This window comes from Saccharopolyspora sp. NPDC003752 (genome assembly GCF_053605825.1).
On sequence record NZ_JBSGJZ010000006.1, the window covers coordinates 185213 to 204063 of the forward strand.

An 18851-nucleotide genomic window follows, 5' to 3' on the forward strand; every position below is an offset into this window, starting at 1 on the left:
ACCGCGTAGGGTTTTGTCCGTGGCGCTCGCCCTTTACCGCAAGTACAGGCCGGCGACCTTCGCTGAGGTCGTCGGGCAGGACCACGTCACCGACCCGCTGCGGACCGCGCTGGCCGCCGGCCGTGTCAACCACGCCTACCTGTTCTCCGGGCCGCGCGGTTGCGGCAAGACCTCCAGCGCTCGCATCCTCGCCCGCTCGCTGAACTGCGCGCAGGGCCCGACCCCCGACCCGTGCGGGGAATGCGACTCGTGCGTCTCGCTCGCGCCCGAAGGCGGCGGCAGCGTCGACGTCGTCGAGCTCGACGCGGCCAGCCACGGTGGCGTCGACGACACCCGCGAACTGCGCGACCGCGCCTTCTTCGCGCCCGCCCAGTCGCGGTACCGGATCTTCATCATCGACGAGGCCCACATGGTCACCACGCAGGGCTTCAACGCCCTGCTGAAGATCGTCGAGGAACCGCCGGAACACCTGATCTTCGTCTTCGCCACGACCGAGCCGGACAAGGTGCTCACCACCATCCGGTCCCGGACCCACCACTACCCGTTCCGGCTGATGCCGCCGGGCGTGATGCGCGACCTGGTCGAGCGGATCTGCCGCGACGAGGGCGTGCAGGTCGAGCCCGCGGTGTTCCCGCTGGTGATCCGGGCCGGTGGCGGGTCCGCCCGCGACACGCTCAGCGTGCTCGACCAGCTGCTCGCCGGGGCGGGGCCCGAAGGCGTCACCTACGAGCGCGCGGTGGCGCTGCTCGGGGTCACCGACGTCGCGCTGATCGACGACATGGTCGACGCGCTCGCGGCCGGCGACGGCGCCGCCGTGTACGGCACGGTCGACCGGCTGGTCGAGGCCGGGCACGACCCGCGCCGGTTCGGCTCCGACCTGCTCGACCGGCTGCGCGACCTGGTGCTGCTCAACTCGGTGCCGGACGCCGCCCAGCGCGGACTGGTGGACGCCGCGGGCGACGAGCTCGCCCGGATGCAGACCCAGGCCGAACAGCTCGGCGCGGCAACGCTTTCCCGGTTCGCCGAGATCGTCCACACTGGACTTTCCGAGATGCGCGGAGCCACCGCGCCCCGGCTGCTGCTGGAACTGCTCTGCGCGCGGATGCTCCTGCCGACCGCATCGGACTCGGAAGTCGCGCTGCTGCAACGGCTTGAGCGCGTCGAGAGCCGCATGACCATCGCGCCGGGCGAGGGAGCCCCTGCCGCCCAGGCTGCTGCTCCTGCCGCCACCGCGCCGGTGGCGGACGGCGACGCGCGGCCGAAGCGCGTCTTCCAGCGGCCGCACGAGCGCGCAGCGCAGGAGGCAGCCGTAGCGCAGCAGCCGGAGGCGCCAGCGCGTCCGGCGCCCGCAGCGGCGGAGCAGCCCGTGTCGGCGGAGCGGCCGGTGACACCGCCGAAGGCGGCTGCCCCCGCGCCTGCGACGCCGCCTCCGGCGGCCGAGCAGGCTCCGCCACCAGCGGCGGAGCCGCGTCCGGCCGCGCCAGCGGCGGAGCCGCGTCCGGCCGCTGCGCCAGCGGCGGAGGCTGCCGCGCCGGCGCAGGCCGGGTTCGACGCGGCGAAGGTGCGGCAGGTGTGGGCCAAGGTGCTGCAGGCGGTCGCGACGCGGAATCGCCCGACGCAGGCGCTGCTGCTCAACGCCGTGGTTCAGGACCTCAGCGGCGACAACACGCTGGTGCTGTCGATGCCCACCTCCGGGCTGGTCAAGCAGCTCGCCCAGCAGCGACGGCTGGACTTCGTCCGGGACGCGCTGCGCGAGGTCGTCGGCGGCGAGTGGGAGATCCAGTGCGTCGAGGCCGGTGCCGCGCCGCCGCCTGCGGCTCGTCCCGCCGCGCCCAAGCAACCGGTGCAGCGCCGGTCGACCCAGCAGAGCGAGCCCGCCCCGACGAACGGCCAGTCGGCGAATCCTCAGGCCGGCCAGGCGGCCAACGGCCGGAATCCCGCTCGCCCGCAGGCGGGTTCGCCCGCGCGCCAGGGCTCGGTGCCGCGCCCGCCGGAACCGGACGACATCCCGCCGCCGCCCGAGCCGCCGGACGACGAGCCCCCGCCGCCGGACGACGTCCCGCCGCCTCCGGAGCCGCCCAGGCCGCCGGAGCCGGTCTCCGATGACGAGGAAGACCCGGAGAAGATGCTCGCCGAGTCCTCCCCGATGGACGCCAACGCCCAGGTGGGCCGCGACCCGGAAACGGCGGCGGTCGAGCTCTTCGAACGAGAACTCGGCGCCCGCCGGATCGACGACTGAACCACCCCGTCGAGCGGCCCCCGGCTTTCGGAGCCTTCGATTTCGCCTGAATTCGGGGGCTCCGCCCGGCTGATCCCGAAGGTTCCCGGTGCCGCTTTCGCGCGAAAACGGCGCCCTGCACACCGGACGGCCATGTCCCAGACGCGCCCGCGCACCGTTCTGAAAACGACCCCTTGGGCAAAGTCGGGAATGCGGCACACCAGCGAAGACGAACGCGGCGCGGTCAGGCCTGTTTCGCCAGGTGGCGGGCCAGGAATTCGAGGGCTCTCGGGTAGGCGTCGAGGCGGTTGGCGCGCTTGGCCAGGCCGTGGCCTTCGTCGTCGTACACCCGCAGCTCGCACTCCAGGTCGTTCGCCCGGACCGCAGTCGCGATCTGCTGGGCCTCCGACAGCGGCACCCTCGGGTCGTTCGCGCCGTGCAGCACGAACAGCGGCGCCGCGATGGACGCGACCCTGGTCAGCGGCGACGCCGAGTGCAGGAATTCCGCGTCCGCCGCGAGCGAGCCGTACTCGCGCTCGCGGTGCGCTCGCCGGTACGCGGCGGTGTTCTCCAGGAACGTGACCAGCGACGAGATCCCGACGATGTCGACCCCGGCCGCCCATCGCTCCGGCTGGAACGCCAGCCCGGCGAGCACCATGTAGCCGCCGTACGAGCCGCCCCACAGCGCCGCGCGCCCGGCGTCCAGCCCGATCGACGGCAGCCAGTCGTGCAGGTCGCCGAGGTCGGCCACGGATTCCAGCCGGTTGCGGCCGTCATCCGCCGAGTACCAGCGCTTCCCGTAGCCGGTGGAGCCGCGGACGTTCGGCACCAGCACGGTGTGCCCCTGCGCGACGAGGGCCTGGGCGATCGGGCTGAACGCCCGCAACGCCTGGCTCTCCGGGCCGCCGTGGACGATCAGCACCGCCGATCCGGCCAGCCGCGGATCGGCCTCGTGCGGGGCGAAGACGAAGCACGGCACCTGTTCGCCGTCGCGGGCCGGCACCCGGTGCGAACTCGGTTCGACCAGGCCGTCGAGCTGCGCCGCGGAACCGGTCAGCGACTCGCACTCGCCGTTCGCGGCGTGCACCAGCAGTGCGTCGCCGGGGACCGCCGGGGCGCTGAACGACAGCGCGACGAACCGCGAGTCCGGCGACCAGGTCGGGGCCGGCAGCGGGTACGAACACCAGCCGTCGGCGGGTAATCGGATCGTCCGCAGCAGGTCGCCGGTGGCGGCGTCGTGCAGCGCCAGCCTGCTGGCGCCGTCGTCGTTCGCCTGCACCAGCAGTGTCGAACCGTCCGGCGAGAGCCAGCCGGTGAGGTCGTGCTCGTCGGAGGTCACCAGCCAGCGCCGGGCGCCGGTGCGCGGGTCGATGCGCGCGATCCCGGCGCGGTCCCGGTCGGCGTCGGTGGTGACGACCAGCCCGTCGGGCAGCCAGCCGAGCTGGCCGTGTCGCGCGGGCTCGTCGCGCCCGGTCAGCGCCTGCACTTCGCGGGTTGCGGTGTCGACCAGGAGCAGCCGGTCGGACATCGCGCGGTCGGCGGGCACGGTCAGCGCCAGGTGGCGGCCGTCCGGGGAGGCCGTCGCCTCCAGGACCATGCCGCCCTGGTCGTAGGCGATCGCCTCCGCACCGGTCTCGACGTGGCGGATCACCACGTCGAAGTCCACGCCGTTGCGGCGGTTGGTCGCGTAGACGATCCGGCCGGGCAGGACGTCGAGCAGCCGGTGCACGTGCGCCGGGTCGCGGACCAGCGGCTGCAGGTCGTGCAGCCGCGCCGGGCGGAGGCGCGGTTCGTCCAGGCGCAGCAGGGAAAGCTGGCCGCGCTCGTTGCCGTCGGTGTCGTGCTGCACGACCACGGCGCGTTCGCCGGGCAGGTAGCGGCCGGTGACCGCGCCCGGCAGGGCGGTCAGCGGGGTGGGCTCGCCGTCGGCGAGCTCGACGAGCTGGGTGGATCCGGATTCGTCGGAGCCCGCCAGGACCCGGCCGGTGTCGGCCACGTCGAAGGCCCGCCAGCTGGTCAGTTCGAGCAACCGCACGATGTCCACCGCCATGCGATCACCCTGTCACGCTTCGCCCCCGCCGCCCAGGGGCGCGGACCGCCAGGCAGAGCGGGCCGCGCATTCTCTAGGCTGGTGGCGTAGCCCGAATCGGGGTACGTGCACGCGCCAGCCGGAGGAGGATCACGGTGCAGCCAGGTGGGCAGCCGAACATGCAGCAGATCATGGAACAGGCGCAGAAGATGCAGCAGCAGCTGATGACTGCGCAGCAGGAGCTCGCCGCCGCGGAGGTCACCGGGAGCGCCGGTGGCGGCCTGGTCACGGCGACCGTCAGCGGTTCGGGCGAGCTGAAGGGGCTGTCGATCGACCCGAAGGCGGCCGACCCGGAGGACACCGAGACGCTGGCCGACCTGGTGGTCGCGGCGGTGCGCGACGCCAACCGGGCCGCGCAGGAGCTGCAGGCCGAGAAGATGGGCCCGCTCACCGGTGCGCTGGGCGGCGGTGGCCTCGGCGGTCTCAGCCTGCCGGGCATGTGATCGCGGTTTCGACGGGAACCGCGCACCGTCGTCGGCGGGGAGTGCGGTTTCAATTGAAACTGCGCCGAACCCCTGGAAACGAGCGATAAGTGTACGAAGGTCCCGTTCAGGATTTGATCGATGAGCTCGGCAGGCTGCCGGGCATCGGTCCGAAGAGCGCGCAGCGCATCGCCTTCCACCTGCTCGCGGCCGAGCCCGCGGACGTGACCCGGCTGCAGGAGGTCCTGCAGAAGGTCAAGGAAGGCGTGGTGTTCTGCGACGTCTGCGGCAACGTCTCGGAGGAGACGACCTGCCGCATCTGCCGGGATGCCCGGCGCGACAAGACGTTGGTGTGCGTCGTCGAGGAGCCCAAGGACGTGCTGGCGATCGAGCGCACGCGCGAGTTCAAGGGGCGCTACCACGTGCTCGGCGGCGCGCTGGATCCGCTTTCCGGCGTGGGACCGGACCAGCTGCGGGTGCGCGAGCTGCTGGCCCGCATCGGGCAGGACGACATCGCCGAGGTGATCATCGCGACGGACCCGAACACCGAGGGCGAGGCGACCGCGACCTACCTGGTGCGGATGCTGCGCGACTTCCCCGGCCTCTCGGTCACGCGGCTGGCGTCCGGCCTGCCGATGGGTGGTGACCTGGAGTTCGCCGATGAGCTGACGCTGGGGCGGGCCCTCTCCGGCCGCCGCGCGATGTAGCCGCCACGGGACGACGCTTTTCGAGCTCGTGAGTGCTTTGGACCGCCATGGCGATCCAAAGCACTCACGAGCTTTTTGCGTCTGCCTCGGTGCGGTGAAGACTGGCCGCGAGCGGTACCGCCGGACGTGTCAGGGCATCGCCAGAATCTGTTGTCAGAGCCAGAATTTTCCGCAATTTTTACCGGTATTCACGGGTTGTCCGACTGTTCTTCCGGAGCGTCCGAGAGGCCCAGCACCCTCGCCCACCTGGGTGAATGCCCGAAATATCGGGTTTTCCTTAGGCGTCCCTAAGTAGTGGGATCGTAACCTCAGGTACCCCAATGGACTCCTAATGCGAGTTAGTCTCACGGAACTCTGAGACCTGAGACACACCGAGGTGCTTCCATGAGTAGAGCTCCATCGCCGCGCCGCGGATCCGGCACGGGTCGCCGTGTCGCCACCGCCGGCATCGCCATCGTCGCGGCGACCTCGCTGGCGGCCTGCGCGGAATCGCAGCGCGAGGCAGGTGGCGGCGGTGAAGGCGGCACGCTCACCTTCGGCGCGGCAGGCGCACCCGACCTGTTCGACCCCTTCTACGCCTCCGACGGCGAGACCTTCCGGGTCACCCGCCAGATCACCGAGGGCCTCGTCGGGTTCAAGCCGGGATCGTCGGACGTCGAACCGGAGCTCGCCGACAGCTGGGAGCACAGCCCGGACGGCAAGACCTGGACCTTCAAGCTCCGGCAGGGAGTGAAGTTCCACGACGGCACCGACTTCAACGGCGACGCGGTGTGCAAGAACTTCCAGCGCATGTTCAACCAGACCGGCGCCGGTCAGAACAACGCGCTGTCCTACTACTGGATCGAGAACTTCGGCGGGTTCGCCGACGGCAAGGCCCCGTCGCTGTACCAGTCGTGCGACGCGCCGGACGCGACCACGGCCGTGGTCCACCTGACCCGCGCCAGCTCGAAGTTCCCGGACATCCTCGGGCTGCCGTCGTTCAGCATGCAGTCGCCGACCGCGATGGACCAGTACCAGGCCAACAACGTGCAGGCGCAGGGCGACAGCTTCGTGTACCCCGAGTACGCCAAGGCGCACCCGACCGGCACCGGGCCGTTCAAGTTCGCGTCCTACGACGAGAGCAACGGCACCATCAAGCTGGTCCGCAACGAGGAGTACTGGGGCGAGAAGGCCAAGCTCAACGAGCTGATCTTCCGCATCATCCCGGACGAGACGGTGCGCAAGCAGGAGCTGGAGTCGGGGGCCATCGACGGCTACGACTACCCCAACGCCGCCGACCTCAAGGCCCTGCGCGACGCCGGCAACAACGTCCAGGTCCGCGACCCGTTCAACATCATGTACCTGGGCATCACCCAGAAGAACAACCCGGCGCTGCAGAACCTGAAGGTGCGGCAGGCGCTGGCGTACGCGGTGGACCGGGAGACGCTGGTCAAGGCCAACATGCCGGAAGGCGCCACGGTGGCCACCCAGTTCTACCCGAAGACCGTGGACGGCTACGCCGACGACGTCCAGCAGTACCCGCACGACCCGGCGAGGGCCAAGCAGCTGCTCGCCGAGGCCGGCGCCTCGAACCTCGCGATCAACTTCTACTGGCCCACCGAGGTCACCCGGCCCTACATGCCGGACCCGCAGGGCATCTACAACGCACTCGCCGAGGACCTGCGCGAGGCGGGCTTCACCGTCAACCCGGTGAGCAAGCCGTGGAACGGCGGCTACATCGACGACGTCGACAACGCCAAGGCCGACATCTTCCTGCTCGGCTGGACCGGCGACTACAACACGCCGGACAACTTCATCGGCACCTTCTTCGGCACGCCGACCAACCGCTTCTACACGGCCGGTGCGCCGTGGGGCGAGGAGCTGGCGACGCAGCTGAAGGCCGCCGACAGCGAGCCGGACGAGGTCAAGCGCAACCAGATGTACCAGGACATCAACCGGAAGCTGATGTCCGAGTACCTGCCCGCCGTGCCGCTGTCGCACTCGCCGCCGGCGATCGTGACCAGCCCGCGGGTGCACGGCCTGCAGACCTCGCCGCTGACCGCCGAGGAGTTCGCGTCGGTGAGCGTCTCGGAGAAGTGAGTTGACGATTTCGCGCGAAACCGGCGCGGCTCCCGCACGGGGACCGTCGGTTTCGCGCGAAATCGCGCGCTCGCTGCCGGACTGACCAAACGGGGGTTTCGTGCTCCGCTTCACCATCCGGCGACTCGCGCAGCTGGCGCTGGTCGTCGTCGTGCTGTCGATGCTTCTGTTCGCCTGGCTGCGGATGCTGCCCGGCGGGCCGGTGTCGGCGTTGCTGGGGGACCGCGCCACGCCCGAGGCGCGGGCCAAGCTGGAAGCCGATCTCGGCATGGACCAGCCCATCTTCGTGCAGTACTGGCGCTTCCTGGGCCGCGCCATCACCGGTGACTTCGGCACGTCGACCGGCGTGCAGCGCGGTTCGCCGGCGCTGGAGGTGTTCCTGACCCGCTTCCCGGCCACGCTGGAGCTGTCGATCCTGGCGCTGCTGCTGGCCGTCGCGGTCGGCATCCCGCTGGGCTACCTGGCGGCCCGCAAGCGCGGCAGCTGGCTGGACAACGTGAGCATCACCTGGTCGCTGATCGGTGTTGCCGTGCCGGTGTTCTTCCTGGCGTTCCTGCTGAAGTTCGTGTTCGCCATCCAGCTCGGCGCGCTGCCCGCCTCCGGCCGCCAGGACGTCGGGCTGAACGGGACGCGGGTGACCGGCTTCTACATCCTCGACGGGTTGCTGACCCGCGAGTTCGACGCCGCGTGGAACTCGTTCGTGCACCTGATCCTGCCGGCCATCGCGCTGTCCACCATCCCGTTCGCGGTGATCTTCCGGATAACCCGGGCCGCCGTGCTGGACGTGATGGACGAGGACTACGTGCGCACCGCGCGGGCGAAGGGCCTGGCGGGCATGGTGATCCGGCGCCGCCACATCCTGCACAACGCGATGCTGCCGGTGGTGACCACGATCGGCCTGCAGACCGGCGCGCTGCTGGCCGGTGCGGTGCTGACCGAGCGGGTGTTCAACATCGCCGGGGTCGGCCAGGCGGTGGCGATCGGCTTCCAGCGCAAGGACTTCCCGGTGCTGCAAGTGGTGATCCTGGCGTCCGCGATGGTCTACGTGCTGGTGAACCTGATAGTCGACCTCTCATATGCGTTGATCGACCCACGACTGCGGACACGGTGAGGTCATGGTGCTGAAAACGCAGCGCAAGGAACGGATCGACGCGCTGGCGGAGACGGCGTCGGACGCCGGGGTGAGCCTGGCCGCGTCGGCGTGGCGGCGGCTGAGGCGCAACCCGGTGTTCGTGGTCGGCGCGGTGATCATCGCCGCGTTCGTGCTGCTGGCGCTGCTCGCGCCGCTGCTGGCCCCGCACGATCCGGCGCAACGCCTGCTGGAACAGCAGGTTTCCCGCGCGGAGAACACGATTCCGCCGCCGCAGGCGGGTTTCCCGCTGGGCGGCGACCAGTACGGCCGCGACCTGTTCTCCCGGCTGCTGCTCGGTTCCCAGCAGACGCTGCTGGTCGCGGTGCTGGCCACCGTGATCGGACTCGGCGGCGGTCTGGTGCTCGGCCTGCTGGCCGGCGCGTTCGGCGGCTGGGTCGACTCGGTGGTCATGCGCGTCGCGGACGTGATGCTGTCGGTGCCGTCGCTGCTGCTGGCGGTGTCGATCGGTGCGTTGTTCGCGCAGCAGACGCAGTTCACCGTGATCCTCGCGGTCGCGATCGTGCAGGTGCCGATCTTCGGCCGACTGCTGAGAGGCACGATGCTGGCGCAACGAGCCAGCGATCACGTGCTCGCGGCGCGGGCGCTCGGGGTGAAGGAGAGCGCGATCGTGTTCCGGCACATGCTGCCGAACGCGCTCGGCCCGGTCATCGTGCAGGCCACCCTGGTGCTCGCGGTGGCGATCATCGACGCGGCGGCGCTGTCCTTCCTGGGCCTGGGCGCGGCCGACGACTCGGTGCCGGAGTGGGGCCAGATGCTCGGCGGCGCGCAGAACATCATCGATTCGCATCCGCAGCTGGCGTTCTGGCCGGCGGGCTGCATCATCCTGGTCGCGCTCGGGTTCACGCTGGTCGGTGAGTCCCTGCGAGACGCGCTCGACCCGAAGCGCCGGCGATAAGGAGTGTTTCGAAAGTGGTTTGCGTAGCGGTGCGGGTTGCGGAACCTCAGACGCCGCCTCGCTGTGGGATCCCCGACTTATGTATGCCCAATACGCGGCATCGGGGCTGTCCTCGCGAGGACGACGTCTGAGAACCCGCGGCGGTGCAAGGTGAGTCCCGCACCGCAAGCGGCTACCGCCGCTTATGAAACAGACCTAGAGGAGGTGGGGGAACGAATGGCACTGCTGGAAGTCCGCGACCTCTCGGTGGTGTTCGCCCGCAAGGGCGAGCCGCCGATGACCGCCGTGGACGGCATCTCCTTCGACGTCGAACCGGGCCGCACCGTCGGCCTGGTCGGCGAGTCCGGTTGTGGCAAGTCGGTCACCTCGCTGGCGATCATGGGCCTGCTGCCGAGCACCGGCGCCGAGGTGTCCGGGTCGATCGAATTCGACGGCACCGACCTGCTGCAGCTGTCCCGGCGCGAGCTGGACCAGCGCCGCGGCAGCGACCTGAGCATGGTGTTCCAGGACCCGCTGACCTCGCTGAACCCGGTGGTGCCGATCGGCCTGCAGGTGTCCGAAGTCATCGAGCAGCACCGCGGGCTGCCCCGCAAGGAGGCGATGCCGGAGGCCGAGGACCTGCTGCGGCGGGTGGGCATCCCGGACCCGCGGCGGCGGCTCAAGGAGTACCCGCACCAGCTCTCCGGCGGCATGCGGCAGCGCGCGCTGATCGCGATGGCGCTGGCCTGCAAGCCGCGGCTGCTCATCGCCGACGAGCCGACCACCGCGCTGGACGTGACGATCCAGGCGCAGATCCTGAGCCTGCTGGCGGAACTGGTCGCCGAGACCGACACCGCGCTGATCATGATCACGCACGACCTGGGCGTGGTGGCGGGGCTCTGCGACGAGGTGAACGTGCTCTACGCGGGCCGGGTGGTGGAGCGGGCCGCGCGGCACGAGCTGTTCGCCCGGCCGCGGCACCCGTACACGGCGGGCCTGCTGGCCTCGATCCCGCGGCTGGATTCGCCACGCGGCCAGCGGTTGTCGCCGATCAAGGGCTCGATCAGCGACAACATCCCGTGGGACGCGGGGTGCGCGTTCTGCCCGCGCTGCCCGAACGCGCAGGACGTGTGCGAGCAGCAGACGCCGGACGTGAGCATCGACGTGGGGGCGCGGCTGCTGCGCTGCCACAACCCGGTCCGCGAGACGACGTCGAGCCCGGTGGAGGCGTCATGAGCGCCCCGCTCCCGCACCCCGCTGGTTCTGCCGCAATTTCAATGGAAATCGGACCTTCGATTTCCATTGAAATTGCGTTGGAGTCACCCGGTCGGGGCGCAGCGGAGCACCACGACCGGACCATGCACCTGTTGGCCGCACCGGATGCCGGTGCCCGGCGCCGGACCCTGGAGGCGTCATGACCGAAACCCCGGAACCTGCGGGGAACCCCCGGGACGTGCTGATCGACATCGACCAGGTCCAGGTGCACTTCCCGATCAAGCGCGGCGTGGTGCTGGACCGCACGGTCGGCTACGTGTACGCCGTGGACGGCGTGTCGCTGACCATCCGGCGCGGCGAAACCTACGGCCTGGTCGGGGAATCCGGCTGCGGCAAGTCGACGCTGGGGCGCGCGGTGCTGCGGCTGGAGAAGCCCACCGGCGGCAAGGTGGTGTTCGACGGCGTCGACCTGTCCGGCATGAAGGGCGAGCCGCTGCGCCGGATGCGCCGCCGGATGCAGATGGTCTTCCAGGACCCGCTGTCCTCTTTGGACCCGCGGCAGTCGGTGCAGTCGCTGCTGGTCGAGGGCATGCGGGCGCACGGGATGGACAGCGGCCGGGCGGGCACGGACAAGCGGCTGCGCGAGCTGCTGTCGGCCGTGGGCCTGCCGTCGACGTCGCTGCGCAAGTACCCGCACGAGTTCTCCGGCGGCCAGCGGCAGCGCATCGGCATCGCCCGGGCGCTGTCGGTGGGGCCCGACCTGGTGGTGGCCGACGAGCCGGTGTCGGCGCTGGACGTCTCGGTGCAGGCGCAGGTGCTGAACCTGCTGGAGGACCTGCAGGCCGAGTTCGGGCTGACGTACCTGGTGATCGCGCACGACCTGGCGGTGGTGCGGCACATCGCCGACCGGGTCGGGGTGATGTACCTGGGCGGCATCGTGGAGGAGTCCGCATCGGACGACCTCTACGAGGAGCCGCTGCACCCGTACTCGAAGGCGCTGCTCTCGGCGGTGCCGGTGCCGGACCCGACGGTGGAGGACGAGCGGGAGCAGATCCTGCTCTCCGGCGACCTGCCCTCGCCGGCCGCGCCGCCGAGCGGCTGCCGGTTCCACACCCGGTGCCCGTGGCGGCAGGCGACCCGGTGCGACACGGAGCGGCCGGAACTGCGCGAGCTCAAGCCGGGTCACCGGGTGGCGTGCCACTACGCGGAGGAGATCCGCGACGGCAGGCTGAAGCCCCACGAGGTCGAGGCGGAGGCGGTGAACCCGGCGGACTTCGGTGACCTGGACATCACCTCGGCCCCGGCCTGACCGCCGGTCCAGTCGTGAGCGGCTGTGGCTGCTCCAGCGGCCACAGGCACTCACGACGTTGGGAACCGGCGCGCTGATTTCGCGCGTTGTCCACCGCGCCCGGCGCGCTAGGCCCTAGGTTCACAAGATCGTCGGCGGCCGGTGGAACGGAGGCAGCGAGTGAGGTACAGCAGCGCGCCGCGGTGCTCCGCGTGCGAGCACCGGGCGATCCTGGAGCGGGCGACCGCGGAGCGCCTGGTGGCGGAGTCGGGCGAGGTCCTGGTGACCTACGACTGCCCGGAGGGGAACGGGGTGCACCTCTGCAACCCGGACTTCGAGAGGGGCGAAGCCGTCCGCTGACCCGGGCGCCGGCGGCGATTTCGCGCGAAATCGCCATCCCGCCTTCACGTGGAGGGGCGATTTCGCGCGAAATCGGCGCGTCCCCCGCCGGGCCGTGACGTCAGGTGGCGCGGAGCGGGGTGCTCGGTTCGGCGGGTTCGGGTGGCGCTTCGGGGACCGGTGGCTTGCGGCGGGTCAGCTTGATGCTGCCCAGCAGCACCCCGCCCACCACCACGGCTCCCGCCGCGAGCTCGATCGGGTGCGGTCGCTCGCCCAGGACCAGCCACGCCGTAGTGAAGCCGACCACCGGCACCAGCAGCGAGAACGGCGCGACCATGCTGGCCGGGTAGCGCCCCATCAGCGTCGTCCACAGGCCCGACCCGATGATCGTCGCCAGCAGCGACGTGTACGCGAGCCCGGCGAGCGCGTACCAGCCGGTCGGCGAGTCGAACGCCGTCGCCAGCGCGTCCCAGCCCGCCGTCGGTCCCTCGACCACCGCCGACAGCGCGAACATCGGCAGCGGCGGCACGATGGCGATCCACAGCGCCAGGTGCAGCGGGTTCGACGCGTTCGCCTTCCGGCCGCACAGGTTGCCCAGCGCCCACGAGAACGCGCCGCAGAGCGTGATCAGCAGCGGCAGCAGGGTGGCGCTCTGGGCGCGGTGCCAGCCGATCGCCACCATGCCGAGCACCGCGATGAGGATGCCGACGATCTGCACCGGAGTGATCCGCTCCCGCAGCAGCAGCGCCCCGAGCACCACGGTGAACGGCGCGGACGCCTGCTGCACCAGCGAGGCCAGCCCGGTCGGCATCCCGATGTTCATCGCCGTGAACAGGAACGCGAACTGCAGGGCGCCGAAGAACAGCCCGTACCCGATGAGCCACCGCCAGGGCACTCGCGGGCGCGGCACGAACAGCAGCACCGGCAGCAGCACGGCGAAGCGGAGTCCGGCGAAGAAGAACGGTGGGAATTGGCCGAGCCCGTAGTCGAGTGCGATGAAGTTGGCGCCCCAGAGCACGACGACCACCACGGCCAGCAAGCGGTCTCGCGAGTTCACCTTGACAGCCTGCGGCCCGGCTCTGTGAAGAACAAGCAATACTATTTACAGCTAATGTGTATTATTCCTTCATGGATGTCCGCAGGTTGAGACTCCTGCGCGAACTCGCTGATCGCGGCACGGTCACCGCCGTCGCGAAGGCCCTGTCCTACACCCCGTCGGCGGTGTCGCAGCAGATCCGGGCGTTGCAGGCGCAGGTCGGCGTGCCGCTGACGGAACCGGCCGGTCGCGGGCTGCGCCTCACCGACGCCGGCCGGGCGCTCGCGGCCCGGGCCGACGAGGTGCTGGCCGCGCTGGACCGCGCCGAGGCCGAGCTGGACAGCTACCGGTCGACGCCGCGCGGCGTGGTGCGGGTCGCGATCTTCCCGTCCGGCGCGTTGCTGCTGCTGCCCGGCCTGCTCCGGCGGATGGCAGCGCACCCCAAGGTGCGGTTGGAGTGCCGCGACGTCGACATGACGCCGCCGGAGGTGCCGGCCCTGACCGCCGACTTCGACGTGGTGGTGGCGCACCGGGACGACCAGGCGCCGCCGTTCGACGGCGCGCGCGTGGAGATCACCCCGCTGCTGCGGGAACCCCTGGACGTCGCGCTGCCGCCGGGCCACCCGCTCGCCGACCGGGAGCGCATCGAGCCGGCGGAGCTGGTCGGCGAGCCGTGGCTGAGCGTGGACGTCGGCTTCCCGGTCGACGACGTGCTGCGCTCGCTGGCGGTCCGCACGGGCGTCCGGCCGGTGGTGGTGCAGCGGATCAACGACTTCCAGGTCACCAAGGCCCTGGTCGCCGACGGCCACGGCGTCGCGCTGCTGCCGAGGTACACAGTGGACTCTCCCCGGCTGGTCATGCGCCCGCTGGCCGGGGTCCGCGCGGGCCGGAACATCGAGGTGGTGTCCCGGAAGGGGGCGGCGGAACGCCCGGCGGTCCGCGTCGTGCTCGACACGCTCCTCGCCGAGGCCGCGACGGTCACCGGCGCTTAGTTCCCGGACAACGGCCCCGTTTCCGCTGCTCACGACCCGGAACGCGAGATCGCCCGGCTACTCCGGGGCGTGCTCCCGGGCCCAGCGGCAGATCGCCGCGATCTCATCGGCGTGGGCCGGGAGCGTGTCGTCGGTGATGCCGAGGACCGGGATGTGGGCCTCGCGGGCCACGTCCGGCGGCCGGTGCAGGAAGCCCTTCTCGTGCACGCCCGTGCTGCCCCGTCCCGGCGTTCCCTCGGCGAGGTGGCCGGTGGTGCGGGCATACCGGGTGAGCACGCGGGGCTTGCGAAGGTCCCGGTCCGCGCCGTACCACTGCTGGCTCAGCGGGAAGATCGCCGTCAGCGCGTCCCACCAGCCCTCGGTGGCGAGCACCAGCCCGGGGTGGCGGTGGTGCAGCTCGTCGGCGAGCCGGCGGTAGCCGTCGATCACCTCGTAGCGCGGGTCGTTGAACCAGTAGCCCAGGGTGTCGAGGAATGCCGCGTCGACGCCGAAGTCCCGCACCATCGCCGAGATCGACTCCACCAGGTGGGCGCGGAACTCCGGTTCGCCGGGGTTGAGGAAGACCTGATCGCCCTCGCCGACCCGGTCGCCGTCCCAGTCCGGCCGGTTCAGCAGTTCCACGTAGCGGTTGGTGTCGTTGCGCAGCGCCGCCCGCTCCCACCCCGGGTACTCGACCACGTTCGCGCCGTGCCCTCCGTACATCGGCATCAGCCGCACGCCGAGCTGCCGCGCGGTGTGCGCGAGCTCGGTGAAACCCCCTGCGCCGCCCAGGTCTTCGCCGGGCCGGTACCGCGGGTAGGCGTAGTAGTAGCGGCCTTCCCAGCCGGGCAGGTAGGCCAGCACGCGGCTCGGATCGATGTGCCGCGCGACGAAGCGCAGCGCCTCGGCCATCTGCGCGAACGTGTTGAACACGTAGCCCGTCCAGTGCTGGCCGTGCAGCGTCACCACCAGCGCGGTCCGCCGCAGCCAGTCCGGCACGTCCGGGCGGGAGGACCACGGCACCAGGTTCTGCGAACCCTCCACGAAGGACAGGTGCTCGTCCAGGTCGGTGTCGGAGCTGTGCCCGGTGGTGCCCAGCCGCAGCCGGATCGACGGCACCCGGCAGGTCGTCGAGCGCGCCGTCGCCGACGGCACGTGCACCAGCTCGGCGATCGGGCCCGGCGCGTACGGGGGCTGGTGGACGTGCAGGATCTTCCGCCGCACCAGCGGATCGCGGACGCTGAGCGCCAACCCGTTCGCCTCGTCCCCGGCCGCTACCCAGGGCGTCGCCCAGTCCGAGCCCGGGTATTCCAGCTGGAACCGCTGGCCGTTGACGCCGTGCGCCCAGCCGCGCCCGGTGTTCGGCGTCCACCAGCCGGCCCGCAGCTGCTCCGGCGGCAGGCCGCGCAGCAGCAGCTTCACCGCCTTGATCGGCTCGTCGTGGCGGACCGTGATGGCCCACTCCAGCACGCCGGCCGCGCGGGTCACCTCGACGTCGGCCTCGCCGGCCTCGACCCGGACCTGCTGGCCGAGCCGCGCGTACCGGTCGGCGTGCACGTGGACGCGGTCGCCTTCCCGGACGTGCGCCCGCTCGACGTCGATGCCGTAGCCGTTGGTCGTGGTGAACACCTGCACCGCCCACTCCACGCCAGCGGCGCCGGGGACGGGGAAGTAGGGGTCGCGGGGGTCGAAGCTCAGGTCGGTGTCGATGAGGGCCACGCAGGTGCCTCCGATCCCTCGGCGCCGCGCGACAGGTAGCCGGCGGCCTCGTCCAGCAGCGCTGCGAGGTCATCGGTTTCATCGGCAGTGAAGACGAGCGTCTCGCCCGGCGGCAGCACCACGGCGACCCGATCTCCGACGACCAGCACTGTCATGTTGCCCGAATCGACCGGTGTGGTGCACGGGATTCGCCAGCGGAGCTGTTCGGTCGGGTCCTCGGTCGGCCACATGTCCACCTCAACGCTGCTGCACTTCGGTGCCTGACTGAACCCCGACGGCAGCCCGACATCAAGTCCGGTAGACCGATCGAGTGGTAGAGGCGTGCGACGGCCGCGAGGGCGTTGCGCGAAAAGGAGATTTGCCCGAAATGGCCCGGCTGTTCAGGCCGACCGCGAAGTTCGCCGCGGGTTCTCGGGCGCAGAACGAAGATATGAGGAACAGGGGGAGGGGCCGGCGTCCCCGACGTTTCCCCCGTCTCCGGCCCGTCTCCCCCTGCCCCGTGTTCCCCAGGGGCGTCGCTTGGCATCCCGCGACGCCATCAATGGTGCCGACTCGGGGGAAAGCGCAATACCATCTTTGGTCGAGTGTGTTCACCGGACCGGACGCCGATTCTCGGCCCAGCGAAATGCGACTTCTGGTGTATTCAGGCTGGCGGTTCGGCCCCTCCCGGCGGTTCGGCGAAGCCGTACTCGTGCCCCGCGACCTGGTACAACTCCGCGTACCGCGCCAGCCGGTCGCGATCCAGCCGGACCCCGATGCCCGGCCGGTCCGGCAGGCGCAGCCGGCCACCCGGATAGCGCAGCGGGCCGTCCTCGACCACGTCGTCGGCGAGCAACCGGCCGTAGGACTGGTTGGCGCAGGGGAATCCCGGGGTGGCGGCGATCAGGTGGGCCGCGGCGCACGTCGCGACGCCGAGTTCGCCGAGGCTCTGCTTGACGACCGGGATGCCCGCGGCCTCGCCGATCCCGGCCGAGCGCTTCAGGTTCAGCAGGCCGCCGTCCAGCACGTTGTCCGCCGAGATCGCGTCCGCCGCGCCCTGCCTGATCACGTCCAGCTGGTCGTGCCGCGTGCGCGACGCCGCGTCGGCGAGCAGCGGCACGCCCGTGCGGGTGCGCAATCGGGCCATCTCCGGAAGGTTCCGGCCGGAGACCGGTTGCTCGGCGAACTCGATGTCGTAGGGCTCCAGCGCGCGCAGGGCGCGGAGCGCGGCGGCGGGCGACCACGCCCCGTCGGCGTCGATCCGCAGCGCGGCCCCGGTGCCGATGCCGTCGCGGACCGCGGCCACCCGTGCGACGTCGGTGGCCTGGTCGGCGGCGCCGACCTTGACGTAGAAGCTCCGGAAGCCCGCCGCGGCGCCCCGCACTGCCTGCTCCCGCATCCACTCCGGCGGGCCCGCCGGGACGTAGTGCAGGTATTCGACCTCCTCGCGCAGCGGGCCGCCGAAGAGGTTGACCAGCGGTTGGTCGCAGGCCTTGCCGACGATGTCCCAGCAGGCCATGTCGATGGCGGCCGTCGCGGGGCCGGTGGTGCCCGCGTGGTTCGAGGTGCCGGTGACGTCGATCAGCCTCGCGATGCGTTCGGTGCGGAACGGGTCCTCACCGATGGCGAACCGCTCGACCCAGCGCAGCGCGGCGAGCACGACCTCGGCCGACGGGTACGCCGGGGCCTCGCCGAGGCCGGTGATGCCTTCGTCGGTGTCGATCTCGATCAGCACGCTGACCAGGCCGCGGCGGCTGCCGGCGGCCCACCTCTCGGTGGTGTCGAACGGCACGGCGACCGGGATGCTGCGGATGCCGATGATGCGCAAAACGCCCTCCCCCAGGGCATCGCGGGCGACACCTCCCCAGGCCGCTCGCGACTGCTGTGTGGCTACCGTCACACCAACCGCTGCGCTTCGCCAAAGATGCGCACGTCTTCTGCGTCGTCGATGACACCAATCCGGCCCAGGTACGTACCCTGGCCGATGGCGACGGTCGTTTCGGCGACCGCGCGACGCGTTCTCGGACCGGAATGGACGTACATGATCGAGTGGCTGGACACGATCCCCCCCGGGGTGATCTACCTGGTGGTCGGGCTGATCATCGGGTTGGAAAGCGTGGGGATCCCGCTGCCCGGCGAGATCATGCTCGTCAGTGCCGGGGTCGCGGCGTCGCAGGGCGTGGCGAATCCGGTCGTGCTCGGCATCGTCGCCGCGAGCGGCGCGATCATCGGCGACTCGGTCGGCTACGCGGTCGGCAAGCGCTACGGCCGCACGCTGCTGGGCTGGCTCGGTCGCAAGCTGCCGAAGCACTTCGGGCCGAAACCCGTGCGCCAGGCTGAACGCGCGTTCGACCGCTACGGCGCGTGGGCGGTGTTCGGCGGCCGGTTCGTGGCGCTGCTGCGCATCCTCGCCGGTCCGCTGGCGGGCATCCTGGGCATGCCGTACCGCAAGTTCCTGATCGCGAACGCGACGGGCGGCATCGCGTGGGCGGGCACGGTGACGACCCTGGCCTACATCTTCGGCGTGGTCGCCGGGCAGTGGTTCCACCGCTTCTCGTGGGTGGCGCTGCTGGTCACGGTGGTCCTGGGCTGGCTGATCGTGCGCTTCGTCCGCCGCCGCGCGGAGCGAGAAGACGAGGCGGAGCTGGAAGCAGCCGAGATCCCGGAAGAAACCGATGACCCGGACGAAACCGGCGAATCGGCGAAGACCGAGAAGGCCGAAGGCGCCGAGCCCGAGACCGACGCTCCGGTGCGCTGACGCC

General features: G+C 71.2%; 17 protein-coding genes. 11 read left to right on the forward strand and 6 right to left on the reverse strand.

The window, feature by feature from the left end; translation table 11 throughout:
- Nucleotides 1-19 precede the first annotated feature (19 nt).
- Nucleotides 20-2239, forward strand: coding sequence for a DNA polymerase III subunit gamma and tau (locus ACWEV3_RS10540; protein ID WP_452613595.1), 2220 nt, complete (start codon nucleotides 20-22; stop codon nucleotides 2237-2239).
- Nucleotides 2240-2462: 223 nt separating this feature from the next.
- On the opposite strand, the gene ACWEV3_RS10545 is transcribed toward ACWEV3_RS10540, so the two are convergent.
- Nucleotides 2463-4268, reverse strand: a complete 1806-nt coding sequence (locus tag ACWEV3_RS10545; RefSeq protein WP_452613596.1) for an alpha/beta fold hydrolase — start codon at nucleotides 4266-4268, stop codon at nucleotides 2463-2465.
- A gap of 158 nt (nucleotides 4269-4426) precedes the next feature.
- Here ACWEV3_RS10545 and ACWEV3_RS10550 point away from each other — a divergent pair, with 158 nt between their 5' ends.
- The 8 genes from ACWEV3_RS10550 (at nucleotide 4427) to ACWEV3_RS10585 (ending at nucleotide 12405) form a co-directional block, all read left to right on the forward strand.
- The gene (locus ACWEV3_RS10550) at nucleotides 4427-4750 is read left to right on the forward strand and encodes a YbaB/EbfC family nucleoid-associated protein (RefSeq protein ID WP_452613714.1); all 324 of its coding nucleotides are present in this window, start codon (nucleotides 4427-4429) and stop codon (nucleotides 4748-4750) included.
- A gap of 89 nt (nucleotides 4751-4839) precedes the next feature.
- The gene (gene recR, locus ACWEV3_RS10555) at nucleotides 4840-5436 is read left to right on the forward strand and encodes a recombination mediator RecR (protein WP_132479088.1); all 597 of its coding nucleotides are present in this window, start codon (nucleotides 4840-4842) and stop codon (nucleotides 5434-5436) included.
- A 384-nt stretch (nucleotides 5437-5820) separates the two neighbouring features.
- Complete coding sequence (locus ACWEV3_RS10560) at nucleotides 5821-7515, forward strand: ABC transporter substrate-binding protein (RefSeq protein ID WP_452613597.1); 1695 nt, start codon at nucleotides 5821-5823, stop codon at nucleotides 7513-7515.
- 100 nt (nucleotides 7516-7615) lie between these two features.
- Nucleotides 7616-8626 (forward strand): ABC transporter permease, encoded by a 1011-nt coding sequence (locus ACWEV3_RS10565; protein WP_452613598.1) that lies wholly within the window; start codon nucleotides 7616-7618, stop codon nucleotides 8624-8626.
- 4 nt (nucleotides 8627-8630) lie between these two features.
- A complete protein-coding gene (locus tag ACWEV3_RS10570; RefSeq protein ID WP_132479082.1) occupies nucleotides 8631-9563 on the forward strand; it encodes an ABC transporter permease in 933 nt (310 codons plus the stop codon).
- 216 nt (nucleotides 9564-9779) lie between these two features.
- Nucleotides 9780-10778, forward strand: a complete 999-nt coding sequence (locus tag ACWEV3_RS10575; RefSeq protein WP_452613599.1) for an ABC transporter ATP-binding protein — start codon at nucleotides 9780-9782, stop codon at nucleotides 10776-10778.
- A 178-nt stretch (nucleotides 10779-10956) separates the two neighbouring features.
- A complete protein-coding gene (locus ACWEV3_RS10580) occupies nucleotides 10957-12066 on the forward strand; it encodes an ABC transporter ATP-binding protein (RefSeq protein WP_452613600.1) in 1110 nt (369 codons plus the stop codon).
- A gap of 159 nt (nucleotides 12067-12225) precedes the next feature.
- Entirely contained in the window at nucleotides 12226-12405 is a 180-nt protein-coding gene (locus ACWEV3_RS10585; protein ID WP_132479076.1) for a hypothetical protein, read from the forward strand.
- A 100-nt stretch (nucleotides 12406-12505) separates the two neighbouring features.
- Here ACWEV3_RS10585 and ACWEV3_RS10590 read toward each other — a convergent pair whose 3' ends face one another.
- Complete coding sequence (locus tag ACWEV3_RS10590) at nucleotides 12506-13441, reverse strand: EamA family transporter (protein ID WP_452613601.1); 936 nt, start codon at nucleotides 13439-13441, stop codon at nucleotides 12506-12508.
- A 71-nt stretch (nucleotides 13442-13512) separates the two neighbouring features.
- On the opposite strand from ACWEV3_RS10590, the gene ACWEV3_RS10595 reads away from it, so the two are divergent.
- Complete coding sequence (locus tag ACWEV3_RS10595; RefSeq protein ID WP_452613602.1) at nucleotides 13513-14412, forward strand: LysR family transcriptional regulator; 900 nt, start codon at nucleotides 13513-13515, stop codon at nucleotides 14410-14412.
- A 57-nt stretch (nucleotides 14413-14469) separates the two neighbouring features.
- On the opposite strand, the gene ACWEV3_RS10600 is transcribed toward ACWEV3_RS10595, so the two are convergent.
- From ACWEV3_RS10600 to ACWEV3_RS10615, 4 genes are all read right to left on the reverse strand, one after another.
- Nucleotides 14470-16110: a hypothetical protein gene (locus ACWEV3_RS10600; RefSeq protein WP_452613603.1), complete on the reverse strand. Its 1641-nt coding sequence runs from the start codon at nucleotides 16108-16110 to the stop codon at nucleotides 14470-14472.
- A complete protein-coding gene (locus ACWEV3_RS10605; protein WP_235883238.1) occupies nucleotides 16086-16340 on the reverse strand; it encodes a hypothetical protein in 255 nt (84 codons plus the stop codon). The genes ACWEV3_RS10600 and ACWEV3_RS10605 overlap by 25 nt, the downstream gene beginning before the upstream one ends.
- 413 nt (nucleotides 16341-16753) lie before the next feature.
- A complete protein-coding gene (locus ACWEV3_RS10610) occupies nucleotides 16754-17917 on the reverse strand; it encodes a mandelate racemase/muconate lactonizing enzyme family protein (protein ID WP_452613604.1) in 1164 nt (387 codons plus the stop codon).
- 68 nt (nucleotides 17918-17985) lie between these two features.
- On the reverse strand, nucleotides 17986-18132 hold the full coding sequence (locus ACWEV3_RS10615; RefSeq protein WP_452613605.1) for a hypothetical protein: 147 nt from the start codon (nucleotides 18130-18132) through the stop codon (nucleotides 17986-17988).
- On the opposite strand from ACWEV3_RS10615, the gene ACWEV3_RS10620 reads away from it, so the two are divergent.
- Nucleotides 18131-18847, forward strand: a complete 717-nt coding sequence (locus tag ACWEV3_RS10620; RefSeq protein WP_452613606.1) for a DedA family protein — start codon at nucleotides 18131-18133, stop codon at nucleotides 18845-18847. The genes ACWEV3_RS10615 and ACWEV3_RS10620 overlap by 2 nt on opposite strands.
- Nucleotides 18848-18851: the final 4 nt, after the last annotated feature.